The organism is Chryseobacterium sp. CCNWLW53, from assembly GCF_037083525.1.
Lineage (GTDB): Bacteria > Bacteroidota > Bacteroidia > Flavobacteriales > Weeksellaceae > Chryseobacterium > Chryseobacterium lathyri.
The window spans coordinates 199,530-216,554 of record NZ_JBAOJR010000004.1; the positions used below are offsets into that span (position 1 = coordinate 199,530).

At 37.6% G+C, this 17,025-nt stretch carries 17 protein-coding genes; 12 read left to right on the forward strand and 5 right to left on the reverse strand.

Translation table 11 applies throughout. From position 1 onward, the window contains the following. The first annotated feature begins 55 nt into the window (after positions 1-55). The 5 genes from V6R96_RS14115 (at position 56) to V6R96_RS14135 (ending at position 6,552) form a co-directional block, all read left to right on the forward strand. Positions 56-2,602: a DNA translocase FtsK gene (locus V6R96_RS14115; RefSeq protein ID WP_336379404.1), complete on the forward strand. Its 2,547-nt coding sequence runs from the start codon at positions 56-58 to the stop codon at positions 2,600-2,602. 65 nt (positions 2,603-2,667) lie between these two features. Further along, positions 2,668-3,315 (forward strand): outer membrane lipoprotein carrier protein LolA, encoded by a 648-nt coding sequence (locus V6R96_RS14120; protein WP_223559619.1) that lies wholly within the window; start codon positions 2,668-2,670, stop codon positions 3,313-3,315. Between the two features lie 111 nt (positions 3,316-3,426). After that, positions 3,427-4,881, forward strand: a complete 1,455-nt coding sequence (locus V6R96_RS14125) for an LptF/LptG family permease (protein WP_111953210.1) — start codon at positions 3,427-3,429, stop codon at positions 4,879-4,881. A 149-nt stretch (positions 4,882-5,030) separates the two neighbouring features. Next, the gene (locus V6R96_RS14130) at positions 5,031-5,822 is read left to right on the forward strand and encodes a hypothetical protein (protein ID WP_336379403.1); all 792 of its coding nucleotides are present in this window, start codon (positions 5,031-5,033) and stop codon (positions 5,820-5,822) included. An 88-nt stretch (positions 5,823-5,910) separates the two neighbouring features. Beyond that, the gene (locus V6R96_RS14135; protein ID WP_336379402.1) at positions 5,911-6,552 is read left to right on the forward strand and encodes a hypothetical protein; all 642 of its coding nucleotides are present in this window, start codon (positions 5,911-5,913) and stop codon (positions 6,550-6,552) included. A gap of 50 nt (positions 6,553-6,602) precedes the next feature. Here the strand turns inward: V6R96_RS14135 and frr are convergent, their stop codons facing one another. Both frr and pyrH read right to left on the reverse strand, forming a co-directional pair. Then, complete coding sequence (gene frr, locus V6R96_RS14140) at positions 6,603-7,157, reverse strand: ribosome recycling factor (RefSeq protein ID WP_111953204.1); 555 nt, start codon at positions 7,155-7,157, stop codon at positions 6,603-6,605. Between the two features lie 125 nt (positions 7,158-7,282). Next, entirely contained in the window at positions 7,283-7,990 is a 708-nt protein-coding gene (gene pyrH, locus V6R96_RS14145) for a UMP kinase (protein ID WP_111953202.1), read from the reverse strand. 166 nt (positions 7,991-8,156) lie between these two features. On the opposite strand from pyrH, the gene porQ reads away from it, so the two are divergent. The 5 genes from porQ to V6R96_RS14170 all read left to right on the forward strand — a co-directional run bounded on the left by porQ (position 8,157) and on the right by V6R96_RS14170 (position 11,238). After that, positions 8,157-9,149, forward strand: coding sequence for a type IX secretion system protein PorQ (gene porQ / locus V6R96_RS14150; protein WP_111953200.1), 993 nt, complete (start codon positions 8,157-8,159; stop codon positions 9,147-9,149). A gap of 83 nt (positions 9,150-9,232) precedes the next feature. After that, positions 9,233-9,907, forward strand: coding sequence for a (d)CMP kinase (cmk, locus tag V6R96_RS14155; protein WP_111953198.1), 675 nt, complete (start codon positions 9,233-9,235; stop codon positions 9,905-9,907). 91 nt (positions 9,908-9,998) lie between these two features. After that, a complete protein-coding gene (locus V6R96_RS14160) occupies positions 9,999-10,349 on the forward strand; it encodes a YtxH domain-containing protein (RefSeq protein WP_040999207.1) in 351 nt (116 codons plus the stop codon). A 79-nt stretch (positions 10,350-10,428) separates the two neighbouring features. After that, positions 10,429-10,737, forward strand: a complete 309-nt coding sequence (locus V6R96_RS14165; protein ID WP_111953196.1) for a phage holin family protein — start codon at positions 10,429-10,431, stop codon at positions 10,735-10,737. A 3-nt stretch (positions 10,738-10,740) separates the two neighbouring features. Further along, the gene (locus V6R96_RS14170) at positions 10,741-11,238 is read left to right on the forward strand and encodes a phosphoribosyl-ATP pyrophosphatase (RefSeq protein WP_111953194.1); all 498 of its coding nucleotides are present in this window, start codon (positions 10,741-10,743) and stop codon (positions 11,236-11,238) included. Between the two features lie 140 nt (positions 11,239-11,378). Here the strand turns inward: V6R96_RS14170 and V6R96_RS14175 are convergent, their stop codons facing one another. Beyond that, on the reverse strand, positions 11,379-12,104 hold the full coding sequence (locus V6R96_RS14175; protein ID WP_336379401.1) for an RNA methyltransferase: 726 nt from the start codon (positions 12,102-12,104) through the stop codon (positions 11,379-11,381). On the opposite strand from V6R96_RS14175, the gene V6R96_RS14180 reads away from it, so the two are divergent. Next, positions 12,090-14,696, forward strand: coding sequence for a BamA/TamA family outer membrane protein (locus V6R96_RS14180; protein ID WP_111953190.1), 2,607 nt, complete (start codon positions 12,090-12,092; stop codon positions 14,694-14,696). The genes V6R96_RS14175 and V6R96_RS14180 overlap by 15 nt on opposite strands. Here V6R96_RS14180 and V6R96_RS14185 read toward each other — a convergent pair. Continuing rightward, entirely contained in the window at positions 14,693-15,283 is a 591-nt protein-coding gene (locus tag V6R96_RS14185) for a vancomycin high temperature exclusion protein (RefSeq protein ID WP_223559625.1), read from the reverse strand. The two genes, V6R96_RS14180 and V6R96_RS14185, sit on opposite strands and share 4 nt — an antisense overlap. A 23-nt stretch (positions 15,284-15,306) precedes the next feature. Next, positions 15,307-16,431 (reverse strand): ferredoxin--NADP reductase, encoded by a 1,125-nt coding sequence (locus tag V6R96_RS14190; protein WP_336379400.1) that lies wholly within the window; start codon positions 16,429-16,431, stop codon positions 15,307-15,309. Between the two features lie 32 nt (positions 16,432-16,463). Here V6R96_RS14190 and V6R96_RS14195 point away from each other — a divergent pair, with 32 nt between their 5' ends. Then, positions 16,464-17,024 carry a TlpA disulfide reductase family protein gene (locus tag V6R96_RS14195; protein ID WP_336379399.1) on the forward strand — a complete coding sequence of 187 codons (561 nt, stop codon included), beginning with the start codon at positions 16,464-16,466 and terminating at the stop codon, positions 17,022-17,024. Position 17,025: the final 1 nt, after the last annotated feature.

The window sequence follows — 17,025 nt, forward strand, 5'->3', positions numbered from 1 at the left end:
AGAAAAAAAGATTCTATTAATGTTGAAAAAACATTAAATTTGCCACATTGATATTATGGATAAAAAGACACAGACAAAACAGACTGAATCGCCTGATAAAGGCAGAATACTATCTAAGCCACGTATATTTTTCGGGCTTACCTTTATACTTTTCTCTGTCGTTCTGGCATTTTCGTTCATCTCCTATTTGATGAACTGGAAAGCAGACCAGAGCCAGGCAGGAACTATGACCGACAAAACAATAAAATCTTCAAATATCTTTGGGAAGGTAGGCGACTGGCTGGGAAATATTTTTATATTCGAAAGCATCGGGATCGCATCCTTCATTATTGCCTTCTTATTTTTGGTTGTGGGAACGCTTATCCTTAAAAAAAGAACCTTCAAACCATGGAAAACCATCGGACACTCTTTGTTTTTTATCTGCTGGCTTCCTATTTTTATGGGAGCTGTAACTAAAGGCCAGGGTGTTTTAGGAGGCGTTTACGGTTACCAGATCATGGATTATCTGAATGCCATCATCGGACCTGTAGGACTTTGGGTAGTACTTGTTTCAAGCATTCTTTTATATTTTATTTTGGAATTCAATCTTCGTCCAAGCTCTATTAAAGCCAAACTGGACAAGATCAATGACAGTACAATCGGCAAAGTTAAATCCATGATGCCAAGCTCAGAGGAAAACTTTGAAGCAGATGCCGAACTTGAAGAGGAAGCTGCAGAAGCTGGCCAGAATGTTACCGTTACAGACGTTTCGAATAAGGCAAAAATTAAAGAGCAGGAACCGGTAAACGTTCCTAAAGGATTTCCGGAAGTTCAGCCTTTAACAGATTTAGAACCTATTGTAACGCCTAACCAGACTTCTTTTGAAGAGGAAGAGAAACCTGTCAGCTTAAATCTGAATGCAAAACCTTCTGTTCCTACTTCAACTCCGGAACAGGCATTTGATATGACACCGGTAAGTCCGGCGATTAGTCCGGTTCCTCCAGTTTCTACTCCAGCTCAGGACAATATTAAATTTAATGTAGAGATCGCTCCGGTAGTAGATGTATTGGATGATTCTGACAGGAAATCACAGGAACTTGTAGAAAAACACGGACTGTATGATCATAAACTCGATCTGGCAGGTTTCCAAATGCCTACAGTGGAATTGCTGAAAGATTACGGAAGCGAAGAAATTTCAATCAATCAAGAAGAATTAGAAGAAAATAAAAATAAGATTGTAGGACTTTTAAAGAACTTCAATGTCGGCATCTCAGAGATCAAGGCAACGATAGGTCCAACAGTTACTTTATATGAAATTGTTCCGGAAGCCGGAATCAGAGTGTCAGCTATTAAAAAACTTCAGGATGATATTGCCCTGAACCTTTCCGCCTTAGGAATCAGGATCATTGCCCCAATGCCTGGAAAAGGAACAATCGGAATCGAGGTGCCGAGAAAAAATCCTACGATGGTTTCCATGCGTTCCGTTATTGCTTCCCACAAATTCCAGAATACCGATATGGATCTTCCTGTGGTTTTCGGAAAGACGATTTCTAATGAGGTATTCATGGCCGATCTTTCAAAAATGCCTCACTTACTGATGGCAGGTGCTACAGGTCAGGGTAAGTCTGTAGGGATTAATGCCATTCTTACTTCTCTCCTCTATAAAAAGCATCCAAGCGAATTGAAATTCGTTATGGTGGATCCTAAGAAGGTTGAACTTTCATTATATTCAAAAATTGAAAGACACTATCTGGCTAAGCTTCCGGATGCTGAGGAAGCGATCATCACAGACACAAATAAAGTGATCAATACCCTGAATTCTCTTTGTATAGAGATGGATACAAGATATGACCTTCTTAAAAATGCATTCTGTAAAAACTTAAAGGAATACAATAAGAAATTTACGGAAAGAAAATTAAATCCAGAGAATGGACATCGTTATTTACCATACATCGTTTTGGTTGTGGACGAGTTTGCCGACCTTATCATGACAGCAGGTAAAGAAGTTGAGCTTCCGATCGCCAGACTCGCGCAGCTTGCAAGAGCAGTAGGAATTCACCTGATTGTTGCCACGCAGAGACCTTCTGTCAATGTAATTACGGGTATGATTAAGGCCAACTTCCCGGCAAGGGCTGCCTTCAGAGTAATTTCCAGTGTGGATTCAAGGACTATTCTGGATTCTCCGGGTGCAGACCAGCTGATTGGTAAAGGTGATATGCTTTATTTCAACGGAAATGAGATCTTAAGACTTCAGTGCGCATTCGTAGATACACCGGAAGTGGAAAGACTTGCAGAATATATCGGCGAGCAGAAAGGCTATTCATCTGCATTCCTGCTTCCTGAATTTGTTTCTGAAGATTCTACCAGTACGGTAGGCGCTTTTGATCCGAATGAGAAGGATGCTTTATTTGAAGAAGCGGCAAGAATCATTGTTTCTACACAGCAAGGATCTACTTCCATGTTGCAGAGACAGCTGAAACTGGGGTATAACAGAGCAGGAAGAATTATGGACCAGCTTGAGGCTACCGGTATTGTAGGAGGATTTAACGGAGCAAAAGCAAGAGAGGTGATTATCAGCGACCTTCATTCTTTGGAACAGTTTTTGGAAGATTTGCGTAGTTAAAGGAAAGATGCTTTATAAATTAAACCTTGAAGCATTAGAATGTTTAAAGTTTATTAAATAAAAAAATGAAAAATATTATTTCAAAAGTTATAGTCGGAAGTTTTGTAATAGGTGCTGTAGGATTTGCCGATGCACAGAAAATTGATGCGAAAGCTAAAAAAATTCTTGACGATATCACAGCCAACTACAAGTCTAAAAAGAACTCTTACTTCAAATTTTCTTTCGGAACTGGTGTGAACGGACAGGTAACCAAAACAGAACCGGGAATTTACTATTCTGCAGGAGATAAATATAAGCTGAAGATCATGGATACGGAACAGATCTTCGATGGAAGCAAAATCTACAACATCAATGCAGACGATATGGAGGTAACCATTGCAAAACCTAACGGAAGCAGCAGCATGTTCTCCCCTATCAATTATCTTTCAACCTACAGAAATGATTATAACGTAACCTATAATGGGAAAAAGAATGTAAACGGAGTGAATGCAGATTTCATTAAGTTGACCCCTGTAAAATCCAACGGAATCCAACATGTCTATCTTTTTGTAGATTCTGCTAAAAAGCAAATGGTAAAACTGGAGCAGCATGGCAACAATAAAGATGTAGCTGTAATTGCCATCAAAGAATATAAAGAAAACCAGACACTGGATCCTAATATGTTTGTTTTTGACAAAAACAAGTTCAAAAACTACATCATTACAGAGCTTTAAAAAGACAAAAATGGGACAAGAGTAATTACCTCTTTACCTGTTAATATAAAAAGTAATAAAAATTATAAGAGCCACAAGTAAACTTTGTGGCTTTTTGATTAATTTTGACGCATGCTAAAAATACTAGACCGATATATCATAAAAACCTTCTTTGGCCCTTTTTTCTTTATATTCAGTGTTTTGTTTTTCATTTTTATTGTAAACATTATCTGGGTGCAGCTGGGGCAATTTATGGGAAAAGGATTAAGCTACTGGCAGATCCTCAAACTTCTTTTTTATCTTGGGGTGAGTGTTATCAGTCTGGTACTTCCTCTTACTATCCTTCTGGCAAGTATTATGTCCTTCGGGGAATTTGGAGAACGGTATGAACTTGCTGCGATGAAGGCTGCAGGAATTTCCCTGACACGGGTAATGGCACCCCTTATGGGAGTGGCAACGGTATTGGCAGTCATGCTTTTCTTTTTCTCCAATAATATCATTCCGGACTTCCAGAAGAAGGCAAAGAATATGCTTTTCAATATTGCACAAACCAAACCTGCTTTAAACTTTACACCGGGACAATTCATTGACCAGCTTCCGGGATATATGGTGAAATTTGATAAGATCTATGGGGAAAACGGAGAAAATATTGAAGGGGTTTTTGTGCACAGAAAAGCCGGCACCTATGAAAATCAGCAGTCTATTGTGGCAGAAAAAGGGAAATTTGTCCCTGCAGCTAATAAAAACTTCCTGAAGCTGGAGCTTTATAACGGTTATATATTTGAAGACAATTTCGCAGGCAAAGGTGAAAATGTAAGGCTCAAACAACCGGATCAGGCTATTAAATTTGATACCTTAGTTTCACATTTTGATATCAGTGAAGTTATTAATAAAGCTATTGAAAAGGAGCAGATCACAGATGACTACCGTTTTCAGACGTATGGACAGCTTAATGAAACCGTTGCTAAAAACAAGAAAGAGAATGCTGAATTCTTTTCGAATATCGGTGCCGATGTTTTGAGCCAGACTAATTCGGTGATCAGCTATATGGATAAAACAAAATCCAAAGCGGTTGCCAAACAACAGATTAAGCTGGATACCGTAAAGGAACAAAAAAAGCTGGAGATTATTTCTAATGCCTATAACAGGCTGGATAATCTGAAATCTACATCCATGGGTAAAAAGAATGAATTCAGTTCAAATGTTAAATATTTCAGCAAGGTCGTTATTTACCAGCAGAGAATTGTTTCTTATTCTGTAACATGTATCATCTTTTTCCTGATTGGGGCCAGCTTAGGATCCATCATCAGAAAAGGAGGAATGGGGCTTCCGGTAATCATCGCAATCGTTATTTTTATCATTTTTTATGTAATGAATCTCGGTATTGAAAATATTGCATGGGGAGGAGGAATGAGCCCTTATCTGGCAGCGTGGCTTCCTAACCTTATCCTTCTTCCATTCGGAGTATGGATGACGTATAAAGCCCTTACCGACTCACAGCTGTTTGATGCCGAAAAATATAAAGCGCTCTTCAAACCAATTACAAAGAGATTCTCAAAAAACAAAGAACATCAGAGATATCAGTAATTGTATTGAAAGATCAAAAATTGAATCATTTTAAAATATTCAGGCCCGGAATTTCCGGGTCTTTTTATTGGAAGTTGTGGTATTTATTTCATCTCGTCATAAGGTATAAAAAGCTATATTTACAAAAATTTGTTAAAAACGATAATTACATGAAGAAAACATTACTATTTAGCCTGTTTACATTGATGTCATTCAATGCCTATGCACAGGAAGACAACACAGATTATGAATTAAGAACCGATGAAAAATACGGTTATATCATTGATAAAGGTGGAAAAAAAATTGAAGGAATTGTAAGGCTGAACGGAGATGCCATGAATCCGTGGAGCAATCAGAAAAAAGTAAAATTCGTGGCAGTGTCGGATATCGATAAGTCCAAGAAGAAACAAAAGTTCAAGACCCTCGATCCGGACGATATTAAAGAATATGTTGCTTTTGATGAGAATAACGATGAGAGGCATTTTGAAATGATCAAGTATACCAATACCAAAGAAGGCTTCAATACAGCCACCGGAGGTTTAAGCGGGAATATCAAAGCATTCAACAACCTTACAAAAAGTAATCAGTTTGCAGAAGTCGTGAAAGACGGTAAAATCAAAGTCTATAAATTATACGGCTACCCTACTACATTCTCTGCCGGCGGCCAGATCGCAGTAGCAGAAAAGGAAACAGAAAGAATGAGAAATTCCCCTTCTTACATTTATTCTAAGAAAGGAGGTAAGATCGAGGAACTGACTTTAGCCAAAGCCAAAATGATCATTGCAGACTGCAGCTATGCAAAAGGCAAGTTAACAAGCGGTTCTTATACTTCGCTTAAAAATGATGAAAAGAAACGATCCGGGTTAGGAAAACTGATCAAAAGCCAGATTGACGATGTGATGTCCAATGTCCCGCAAATTGTGGAAGAAGTGATCACGGATTACAACGAAAACTGTAAATAAAAACTAAGTACAGAGACTTTCCATTGAAAGTCTCTTTTTTGTTGCTGTAGATTTTTTGTAATTTTAGAAACCACCAAATAACTATCATATGAAAACAATGCTTATCGCAGCCATACTGTTGCTTGCTGTTTCGTGTAAAAATGACAAAGATAAGGCAGCTCATACGACATCTGTTTCCTCTGACAGCATGATTGTAAAAAAGGATTCACCCCAACAAAATACAGATGATCCTATAGCTGAAATCAAAAAGGAATATAGTATGCTTCTGGCACAACTGGAGACAAAAAAACTGAGGTCCAATGGTTTTACATACAATTGTAACGAAGAACCCTCAGGAAAGGTTACTTTCTTTTCCGACAAGGGTGAAATTAAGGTGATAGAGCATTTTTATACTGAGCACAGTCATTTTTCAGCATCTGAAAGATACTTTATTAAAAACGGAGAACCATTCTTCATATTCAGAGAAGAAACCGTGTGGAATTTTGATGGCGGAACTCCGGAAAAACCGATCACTAAAGATGATATTACAGAAACGCGTATTTATCTTCAGCATAATAAGCCGCTGAAATGCCTTGAAAAGAAATACAGCATAAGATCGGATAGCAAAGAAAAAAGTATTTCTGATCAGATATCCGGAAAAGAAATTCAGTGCAATACCGATGAACTGTTAAAAACCTATCGGTCCCTATTGAAACATAAAGATCAGAAAGGAGAAATAAAATGTCTGTAAACAAAAAGAGGCTTCACATAAGAAGCCTCTTTTTTATTTTAAATCTAAAATTACACTTTCATAATTTCAGCTTCCTTAGTCTTAAGATGCTCATCGCAAAGCTTCACATATTTGTCAGTAAAACCCTGGATTTCTTCCTCTACTCCTTTCACAACATCTTCAGAAACACCTTCAAGTTTTTTAAGTTCTTTCAACCCATCCTGTCTTGCATTTCTTACTGTTACTTTAGTACTTTCAGCTTCTACTTTAGCCTGCTTTGCAAGTTCTCTTCTTCTCTCCTCTGTTAAAGGCGGAACATTAAGAATAATATTTTCCCCGTTATTAGAAGGTGCAAAACCTAAGTTTGAATTGATGATCGCTTTCTCAATAGCACCAATAGCAGTTCTGTCCCAAGGCTGAATAGAAATCGTCATGGCATCCGGTACAGAAACATTCGCAACCTGGTTGATAGGAGTCGGAGCCCCATAATATTCTACCATTACATCCTGAACCATTGCCGTAGAAGCACGTCCTGCTCTAATTCTTTGAAATGCATGATCCAAGTGCTTTACAGCGGCGTCCATGTCGTGCTTTACAGATTCTAATATAAGATCTAATTCTTCCATTATATAGTTAAAATTTGATAAATTACACATTTTTATAAATGATGACTGATAAGTGATAATTGATCAGTAATGAGAAATTTTAAATTATTAAATCTTTTAATTTTTCAATTACTTTAATCTGCCACCTACAAATCAACTAAAGTTCCTACATTTTCTCCATCCACGATTTTCTCTAAATTCCCATCCTTATTCATATCAAATACGATAATCGGCAATTTATTCTCGTGACTTAAAGTGAAGGCAGTCATATCCATTACTTTAAGATTTTTAGCATATACCTCGTCGAAGGACAGTGAATTGTATTTTACAGCATCAGCATTCTTTTCAGGGTCCATATCATAGATTCCGTCTACTCTGGTTCCTTTTAAAATCACATCTGCCCCGATTTCGATAGCTCTCAAAGTCGCTGCCGTATCCGTTGTAAAATAAGGGTTTCCTGTTCCTGCCCCGAAGATCACTACTCTTCCCTTTTCAAGGTGTCTTACTGCTCTTCTTTTGATGAAAGGTTCAGCTACTTTATCCATTTCAATCGCAGACTGAAGTCTGGTTTTGATTCCTGCATCTTCCAGCGCTCCCTGAAGAGCCATCCCGTTGATCACCGTTGCCAGCATTCCCATATAATCTCCCTGTACCCTATCCATTCCTTTTGCAGCGCCTGCTACTCCTCGGAAAATGTTTCCTCCTCCAATAACGATCGCAACTTCGCAGCCTTTTTTCACTACTTTTTTGATCTCTGCTGCATATTCCTGCAGTCTTTCATTGTCTATACCATATTGTCTGTTCCCCATTAAGGCCTCACCACTCAGTTTCAGAAGGATTCTTTTATATTTCATCTTTAATTTTTAATAAGCTTTACCGGAGTAATTTTCTCCGAAATTTAATTTTGCAAATATAATCATTAAAAATATTGAATAAAGAAAAATATTTGCGCAGAAATAATGGCAGAAATATTTTGATAAGTACGAAAAAGGATTATTTTTGCATTAATTATAAATTGAATTGAAGAAAATTGTCATTTTTTCATTATTTCTGTCAGGAATTGTTTCTTATGCGCAAACAGGAACAAATGTTTATCCTTTCTTAAACATCCCTGTATCTGCCAGACAGGCTGCCTTAGGTGGCGATGCAATTTCCATCAGAGACTATGATGTTTCCTTTGCTATTGCAAATCCGGCCCTTTTAAATAAAGATTCAGACAAACAGCTTTCAGTGAATGCCGCAGCTTATCTTGCTGATTCAAAATATGGAACTGTTGCCTACGCCAGAGATTTTGATAATGGACATATGGCAACCATCAATGCCCGATACATGACCTACGGAAGCATTCCAAGAACCGATGAAAGTGGTGAACAAAACGGCGAGTTCAAAGCTTCAGACGTAGCAATAGGTGCAGGCTATGCTTATCAGTTCGAAGAAGACTGGACCATTGGCGGTGGCATTAATTTCATCACTTCAAAAATTGACAACTATACTTCTTCTGCGATCTCCGGAACCGCAGGAGTTACCTATCATAATAAAAAAAACAAAGAAGTTCTTTCCCTTGTGATGAGAAATTTTGGATTTCAGCTGAAATCCTTCAACGGAACCAGGGAAAACCTTCCGTTCAGGGTAGATCTCGGATATACCAGAATTCTTAAGGCTATTCCACTTGCCGTTACCATTACTGCACATGATCTTCAACAGTTTGATATTTCTTCGGAATATAACGTGAACGGTCAGGAAGTAGGTTTTGGAAGAAAGCTGGCAGACCACTTTTCTATAGGAGCAGAACTTTTCCCAGAAAAAAGCTTCAATATAAGGCTTGGGTATAATGCGAAAAGAGGAAACGAACTTGCCGTGGCAGATCAGAGAAACTTTTCGGGGCTTTCGGGCGGATTTGGAATTAAATTACGAAGATTCCGCATAGATTATGCCCATATCCGTTATCATAACTCATCCAACGTGAACCAGATAGGCGTCTCTATGGACCTTAGCAGCCACGCGGGAGAGTAATTTCAACACGAAAATTGACATAACAATGTAGATTTTTTTCTGTACAACCTTGATTTTTTAAAAAAATTCTTGAAATTTGCGGTATGAAAAAACCTGTAATAGCTATCGATGGGTACTCGTCTACCGGAAAAAGTTCAATCTCCAAAGTCATTGCCGATAAACTGGATCTTATACATCTGGACACCGGTGCGCTTTACAGGGGGATTACATGGTTTGCCATACAGAACTGCATGAATGATGACGGCTCTATCGATCTTCAGAAATTATTCTCTTCCTTAGATCAGATCGAGCTTGAATTCAGAAACAGTGACAACGAACTGATTCTTTACCTGAATCATATTGATATTTCAAAACAGATCCGTACCACAGAAGTTTCAGATAATGTAAGTATTGTCGCAAAACAGAAAGAAATAAGAGACTTTCTTCTTCACTCACAGCGTTCATTGGCAGAAAAAGGAGGTATTATTATGGACGGACGTGACATAGGGACAGTAGTTCTGCCAAATGCGGACTATAAATTTTTTCTTACTGCCAGTATTGACGAAAGAACCAACAGGAGATATTTTGAGTTAGCAGGAATGGGAATACAGGCAGACAGAGAACAGGTAAAGCAAAACCTTACAGATCGTGATAAGATCGACAGCGAAAGGGAAATAGCACCTTTAAGGCAAGCTGAAGATGCTATTGTTATTGACAATACGAAACTTACCAAAGAAGAAACAATAGATCTTATTCTCTCACATATCCATAAAATTTAACATTTTTTAATAATACAATGCCTCCTTTGGTATACAAATTGTACATTTTCACATAGAAAACTAATATTATTAACTATTAAAAAAGCTTAAAATGTCGAAAAACGGAAAAAATACAGCAGGTATATTGGCAGGACTTCTTGCAGGTGCTGCAGCAGGTGTAATCTTAGGAATGCTTTATGCGCCTGAAGAAGGTAAAGAAACAAGAAAAAAAATCAAAGATAAAGCAGGTGACCTAAAAGACCAGGCTAAAAACAAATACGGCGAAGTGTCTGAAAAAGTAAAAGATCAATACAGCAATATCTCTTCTACTTTCAAAGAAACGGCCAGCAGTGTAGCCCATACGGTAAAAGACGGATATGATAAATACAAAGATCAGATTGTTTCCAAAACTGCAGACGTAGTAAAGGATGTAGAAACGGAACTGAACGATCTTAAAAAATAAGTAGTTTATTTTTTGAGTAAATTATGGGAAGGAACTTTTTGCACGAAAGTTCCTTTTTTTGTAACTTTAAAAAAAAACAATGATAGAGACTATTAAAGAATATGCATCAAAGAGAATAGATCTTCTGAAAATTGAAGCTACTGAAAAATCCTCTCTTTCTGCAGGGCTCATTACCTACTTTGTAGTGCTGCTAGTTGCTTTTACTTTTTTTATTATCCTTTTTAATTTTGGAATGGCATTTCTTATCGGCAAGGCGCTGGACAATACTTCTTACGGTTTCCTGATCGTTGCCGGGTTTTATGTTGTGGTAATGGGATTTATCATTGCTTTTAAAAATAAGATTGTCAATATGGTGGCGGACCAGGTTATTAAATTTTTAAATCATTAAGCTATGGGCAGAAATTACGAAAGCATTGAAGAACTAAGAAGAAAGAAAAAACTGCTTAAAAGCGAGATCAATGATCTGGAAAACCTTCTTACCTTTAAAAACACAAAAGAAAGCCTGAGTGCATTCACCAATGGTCTTACAGATCAGTATCTGCAGGAAAAAGTAGATGATGACGGTGATGAAAAGGTGGTTCTAAGAAAAGATGTCATTGCCAGGCATCTAACTTCCGAAGTAAAAGATATGTTCATCAATAAACAAACAGCTGTAGGAATCGCAAGTACTGCGTTAGGTGGTAATGTGACAGACAGCCTGATAAAACTGGGAATTACCGCTTTGGTTGGCAACTACGCTAAAAAGAATATGAAAAGCCCTAACTGGAAGAAAAAACTTCTGGGTGCAGCTATGATTTATCTGGCTCCTATTGCCCTTAAATACGTCAGAAAGAAGCTGGAAGTATACCAAAAAAACAAGAGTGTTTCAAGTCTGGAACAGTTGATATAGAGAAACTAGAAGTTAGATATTAGAGGTTAGAAATTTTCATGAATAAGAAAATTTTCTCATTGTTAAATTGTTCTAAATTAATAGTGATATTTAGACTTCATCAGCTAATTTCTAATATCTAACTTCTAGTTTCTTAATTTCTATTTAGAAAATAGTTGCCCCAAAATTATTCCCGCCGCCATAGAGACATTCAGGCTTTCTGTAGACTGGGATTTACCAAATCTTGGAATGGTAATGCACTTTTTAAGGAGTTTCTCCGTCTCGGGCCTCATACCGTTTCCTTCATTACCTAAAATAAGGTTAAGTTTTTCAGGTTTTTCAAAAGTATAGATATTTTCCCCTTCCATATCCGTACCGATATTGATATTCTCCGTTTTCGAAAGATATTCCACAAGATCTGTATACATAATATTCACCCGGGTGAAAGAGCCCATCGTGGCCTGAATCACTTTAGGGTTGTAAACATCCACAGTATCTTCACTGCAGATAATCTGTTCTATTCCGAACCAGTCTGCCAGCCGGATAATGGTTCCGAGATTGCCCGGATCCTGAATACCGTCCAGGACCAACTGAACATCCTTATCCTCCGTTTTTTCTTCTTCAGGCAGATAACAAACTGCTACAGAATCTTTAGGTGTTTTAAGGAAACTGATTTTTTTCAGCTCATTTTCAGTGATCTGGATAACGGGTACATCTGTCCGGTCCAATTTTTGCGGATCGGTAGAAAATATTTCTTTAACTTTAAAATTAGATTCAGAAAGTTCACAAATGATTTTATTACCTTCAACCAAAAACAAATTGTATTTTTGTCTGAACTTCTTTTTATCTAAAGACTGTAAAATTTTTATTGTATGAGCTGTAAGCATTATAAGAATTCTCCTCAAAAATATTATAAAATTATCTCATTTGCAACATTTGTTGGTCTCCTTTATGCGTGCAGTACAACTAAAAAAGTTCCAGACGGCGAATATCTGCTTACCAGGAACAACTTTAAGTTTGAAGACAAGAAAGAATCTTTCGATGAGGAACTGAAAGATTATGTACAGCAGAAGCCCAATAAAAAGCAACTCCTTTTCATTCCGCTGGGTTTAGGATTTTACAATATGGCGAATCCTAAATATGATACTTTACTCAACGAATATATGACTTATCCCAGTGAAATGAGAAATCAAAAGCTGAGAGACTCTCTTTTCATTAAATATAATATGAAAAACAGTGTGGGAAAAACATTGTTTTTAGACCGTTTGCTTCATAGCTGGGGAACCCCGCCTGTAATCCTCGATCAGACGAGAAGTGAAAAAAGTGCTGAGTCTATTGAGAAAAGGCTTGTTTACAGAGGATTTTGGGATGCTGATGTCACTTTCAAGCATTCTATGGATTCTGCTTCCAAGAAGGCAGCCGTTAATTACTTCATCAAGCATAATGATCCTACCTATATTAAAGATTATTATTACAATATCACAGACCCCACTGTGAAAGGCCTTTACTGGCAGAAACTAGACAAGAGCCTGATAAGATCCGGACAGAGACTTGACCAGACCGTTCTTGAAAAAGAAGTAACGAGAATTACTGAGCTGATGCGGGAAAACGGCTATTATAGGTTTAATAGTTCCAATGAAGAGATCTACTTCGTAGCAGATTCACTAAAAAGCAGGAAACAGGTTCCCCTTACCCTGGAGATCCATAAAGATTCTGCTGACCATCCTTATAAAGTGGCGACCATCGGGAATATTGACGTGGCCATTGTAAACGAAGCCGGCGATTTTCCGAAAAATACCATTAAGGACAGTTTAAGGAGGATAAGGTTCCATAAAATGGACGAAAGCTATAAAACATCTTCTTTATGGAGAGCCGTGATTGTAGACAGTAAGAAAGTGTATGACCAGAAAGCTTTGGATCTTACAAAAAGAAACTTCATCGCGATGAATAACTTCAGTATTCTGAAGGCAAGGGATTCTTTAAGAAGAGGTGGTGGTACTTCACCGAATGACAGCATTGTTGATGTTCTGTATCTCTTGAAACCGCTTCCTAAATATGAGCTTAAAGTGGGAACAGATATTAATTATTCTCAGATTCTGAACCTTGGGATATCCCCTTCTGTAGACCTTACCACAAGGAATGTTTTCAGAGGTGCAGAAAACCTTTCTACAAGCATTTCAGGAACATTCGGATCAATAAGAAGTACAAAAGATATTGATAAGAGAGATCTTGCTTACGAAATTTCAGCGCAGGCTTCTCTTAATTTTCCAAGACTTCTGCTTCCATTCAATTATTATAAGCTTCTTCCCAAAAGATATACCCCAACCTCTTCTATCCTGTTGGGAGCTTCAGTACAAAACAATATCGGCTTAGGAAGAGTGAACTTCAATACGGGATTGAATTACCAGGCAAACGTCAATGACCAGGTGTCACACAGGCTTACCCTTTTCAATACGCAAATTAGTCTTACGAAGAATAAGGATGCTTATTATGACTATTTCAGTAATGATGAAATTATAAAAGACGATATACTTGCGAGTTATTTTGCCTATGACCCGATTACCCAACAAAAATTTCTTTCAGGTGAACTCAGCCTTGACAATGTTTCCAGGCAGATTGTTCAAGATACAAACTATCAGGGAGCGCTTGACCAGAAGGGGCAGGATCTTCTTACAGCCTTCAAAGGAACCCTTGTGAATAAAGACAGACAGACCCAGGATGTGATTATTTCCTCCATGATCTATAATTTTGTTTATAATGAGATTGGTAAAAAAGATTATCCCAATGCCTTTTATTTTAACGGCAAAATAGAGCTTGCAGGTAATATTTTAAGCTTATTCAATCAGAAAAGAGATGACGGGGGCGTTGTGGTAAGTCCGCAGAGAACAATCTTCGGAATTCCCTATGCTCAGTTTGTTAAATTTGATATTGATACTAGAAAATATTTTAAATTCAATGGCAATCAAACGTTGGTTTTACGTCAGTTCATAGGAGTGGGTGTTCCTTACGGAAACTCTACCGATATGCCTGTTATTAAGTCTTATTTCAATGGTGGATCCAATGATATCAGAGCATGGGTAGCATTTGGAGGACTAGGTCCATCCGACTCACAGGTCGACGAAAGAGTCCGCACCTATATGACGAATAATGTAAAGCTAACCACGAATATAGAATATAGAATCCCTTTTAATGAAATGTATGAAGGTGCCATATTTACTGATATAGGAAACACCTGGAGTATTAGAAAGCCTGGTACAGACAGCAGTTATGGTGATGAATTCAAATTCAATAAGTTTTTAGGACAAATGGGAATCGGCAGTGGATTTGGTTTAAGGGTAAATGTAGCCTACATTACTTTCAGACTTGATCTTGCCTATAAGATTTATGATCCGAATAAACCTGAAGGAGACCGATGGAGATTCAAGAATTTCCAGCCTTTCAAACCAACATTGAATATCGCGTTCGGATATCCTTTCTAATCCGGAGAAATTCCCAATATGAAGTAGACTACAGCAATCACTCTTGCGAGTATTTCCCTGAACTGATTCCTGTAGTAACTTTCCGGTTTGCTGACATCCTGCGCATCAAAACCCAAGGCATTCATAGTGTTATTCCTTGCAAAAAATAAGGCACGGAGATTATGGAAGCCTTGTGATACAATGATCACATCTTTCTTTTTGTAAACATCTTTACAGCGCAGAATACTTTTATAGGTATTGAATCCTTTCGGATCTTCTATGATGATGTCTCCCGGAACTCCTTCCTGATTGACCAGGTAATTTTTCATAGCAGCAGGCTCGTTATAACCTTTACTTTTTTCTCCGCTTACAATAATCTTTTTAATCTTACCATGATGATAAAGAAGTGCTGCAGCATCCATTCTTTTCGTAAAATAAGGATTAGACTGACCAGATCTCATCTTTGGAGAAGTTCCCAGTACCAGGGCAACTTCCCGTGGCGGAATTTTAGAAATCTTGGTATAGGTACGCCCATTGGTAAGTCCGAAAACCCATGCATTACAAAGACATATCAGCAGAATTCCTATTTCTGCTGATACAAACCCCAAGTTAAATATGTTCCTGATAACTCTCAACTAAGGTCAAAGTTAAGCTTTATTTTCTTACTTTTTACAATGGACATGCATGCCAGTATTTTGCCTTGTGCTTCTTCTTTTTCAGTCAGATATTCATTTTCAAGCAGCTCCACCTCTCCTTCTTCAAGATAGCATTCGCAGCTTCCGCATATTCCGGATTTGCATGAATAAGGAACCGGGAAATTCTGGATCAGAAGCTGTTGAAGAATCTTCTCTCTGTTATCAGGAAGATGGGTTGCATATTCTTTTCCAAGCATTTTAAACTTAACTTCCACATTTTCGATCAGCGGAAATTCTTTTTCTACAGGATAAATGTCATCATTATATTCTTCAAAAAGTTCAAAATGAATATTCTTTTTCGGAATTCCGTGGTGATAGCAGGCATTCGCAAGCGATTTTATCATCTCTCCTTTTCCGCATATCAATACTTCATCTACCGCATCCCAAATTGTAGATTCCTCATCCGTATCATCCAGATGAAGAATTTGATTAATAATCAAACTCAATTTCTTTTCGTCCAGCCTTCCGTAGAAAAACTGATCCGCTGTTTTTTCCTTTGAAAAAAAGTAAAAAATCTGAAGTCTTTCACCGTGCATTCTGGCAAGATTATCCAATTGCTCTCTGTAAATAACTTCTTCAGAGCTTTTATTTCCAAAAAATAAAAAAAGCCTGGTGCGCGGTTCCTTATGAAGGATACTCTTAAAATGACTCAGGATCGGGGTAATCCCTATTCCGGCTGCAAAAGCAACAATGGTCCGGAATTCGCTTGGTTTGGAGACCAGTGTAAACCTACCGGAAGGCTCTCCTACCATCAGCTCATCTCCAACATTATAATTTCTGAACAACTCCGAAGTGGCTCCATCAGAAGAATTCACCTTGATTCCAAGGCATATTTTTTTCTCATAAGGCGCTGAAGTCATTGAATAATCGTTGATGACTTCCTCACCGTGAGCAATAAATTTTATGCTTACAAATTGTCCCGCTTCAAACTTGAAATTCTCCTTCAAATTCCCTGGAATCTCGAATTCCAGAGAAAAAGTATTTTTGGTCAGTTGTTCCTTTTTCGCTACTTTTAACGGATGAAACTGTATCAGTTTCCCTTTATAGATTTGTTGTTCCATACTTCAATTCAAAAATAGTCAAAAAATAATTTATGAAGAAGATAATTTTATCCACGCTTATTCTTACGGCTCTTTACAGCTGCAAAAAAGAAGGTCAGAAAACCGCTGAAACCACTGTGGCAGATTCAGTTTCCGTTGCGGACAATACAGCTACTGAAACAACAGCTTATACATCTAAGGAACTTTCTCCGGATAATCTGGGAAAATATTTAGCTCAGAAGAATGACACTTTATACGTTACCAATTTTTTTGCAACATGGTGCGGACCGTGTATGAGAGAAATCCCTCATTTTAAGAGCAAAATGGAGGAATTAAAAGATAAGCCGGTAAAGTTTACTTTTATCAACCTTGATGATAAGTCTGAATGGAATACTTCTGTGAAAAAATTTGCACAGGAAAATAACCTTGCAGCAAATATCATTCTTTTGGATGGTCAGAAGCTGGACGCGAATTTTTTCACAAATAATTTTAAACAATGGGACGGCGGCTCAATTCCCTTTACTTATTTGAGAAAAGGAGATAAAGTTGACGAATATTTAGGAATGATGACCGAAGAAGTATTAAATTCCAAGGTCGATGCTCTTTTAAAATAAA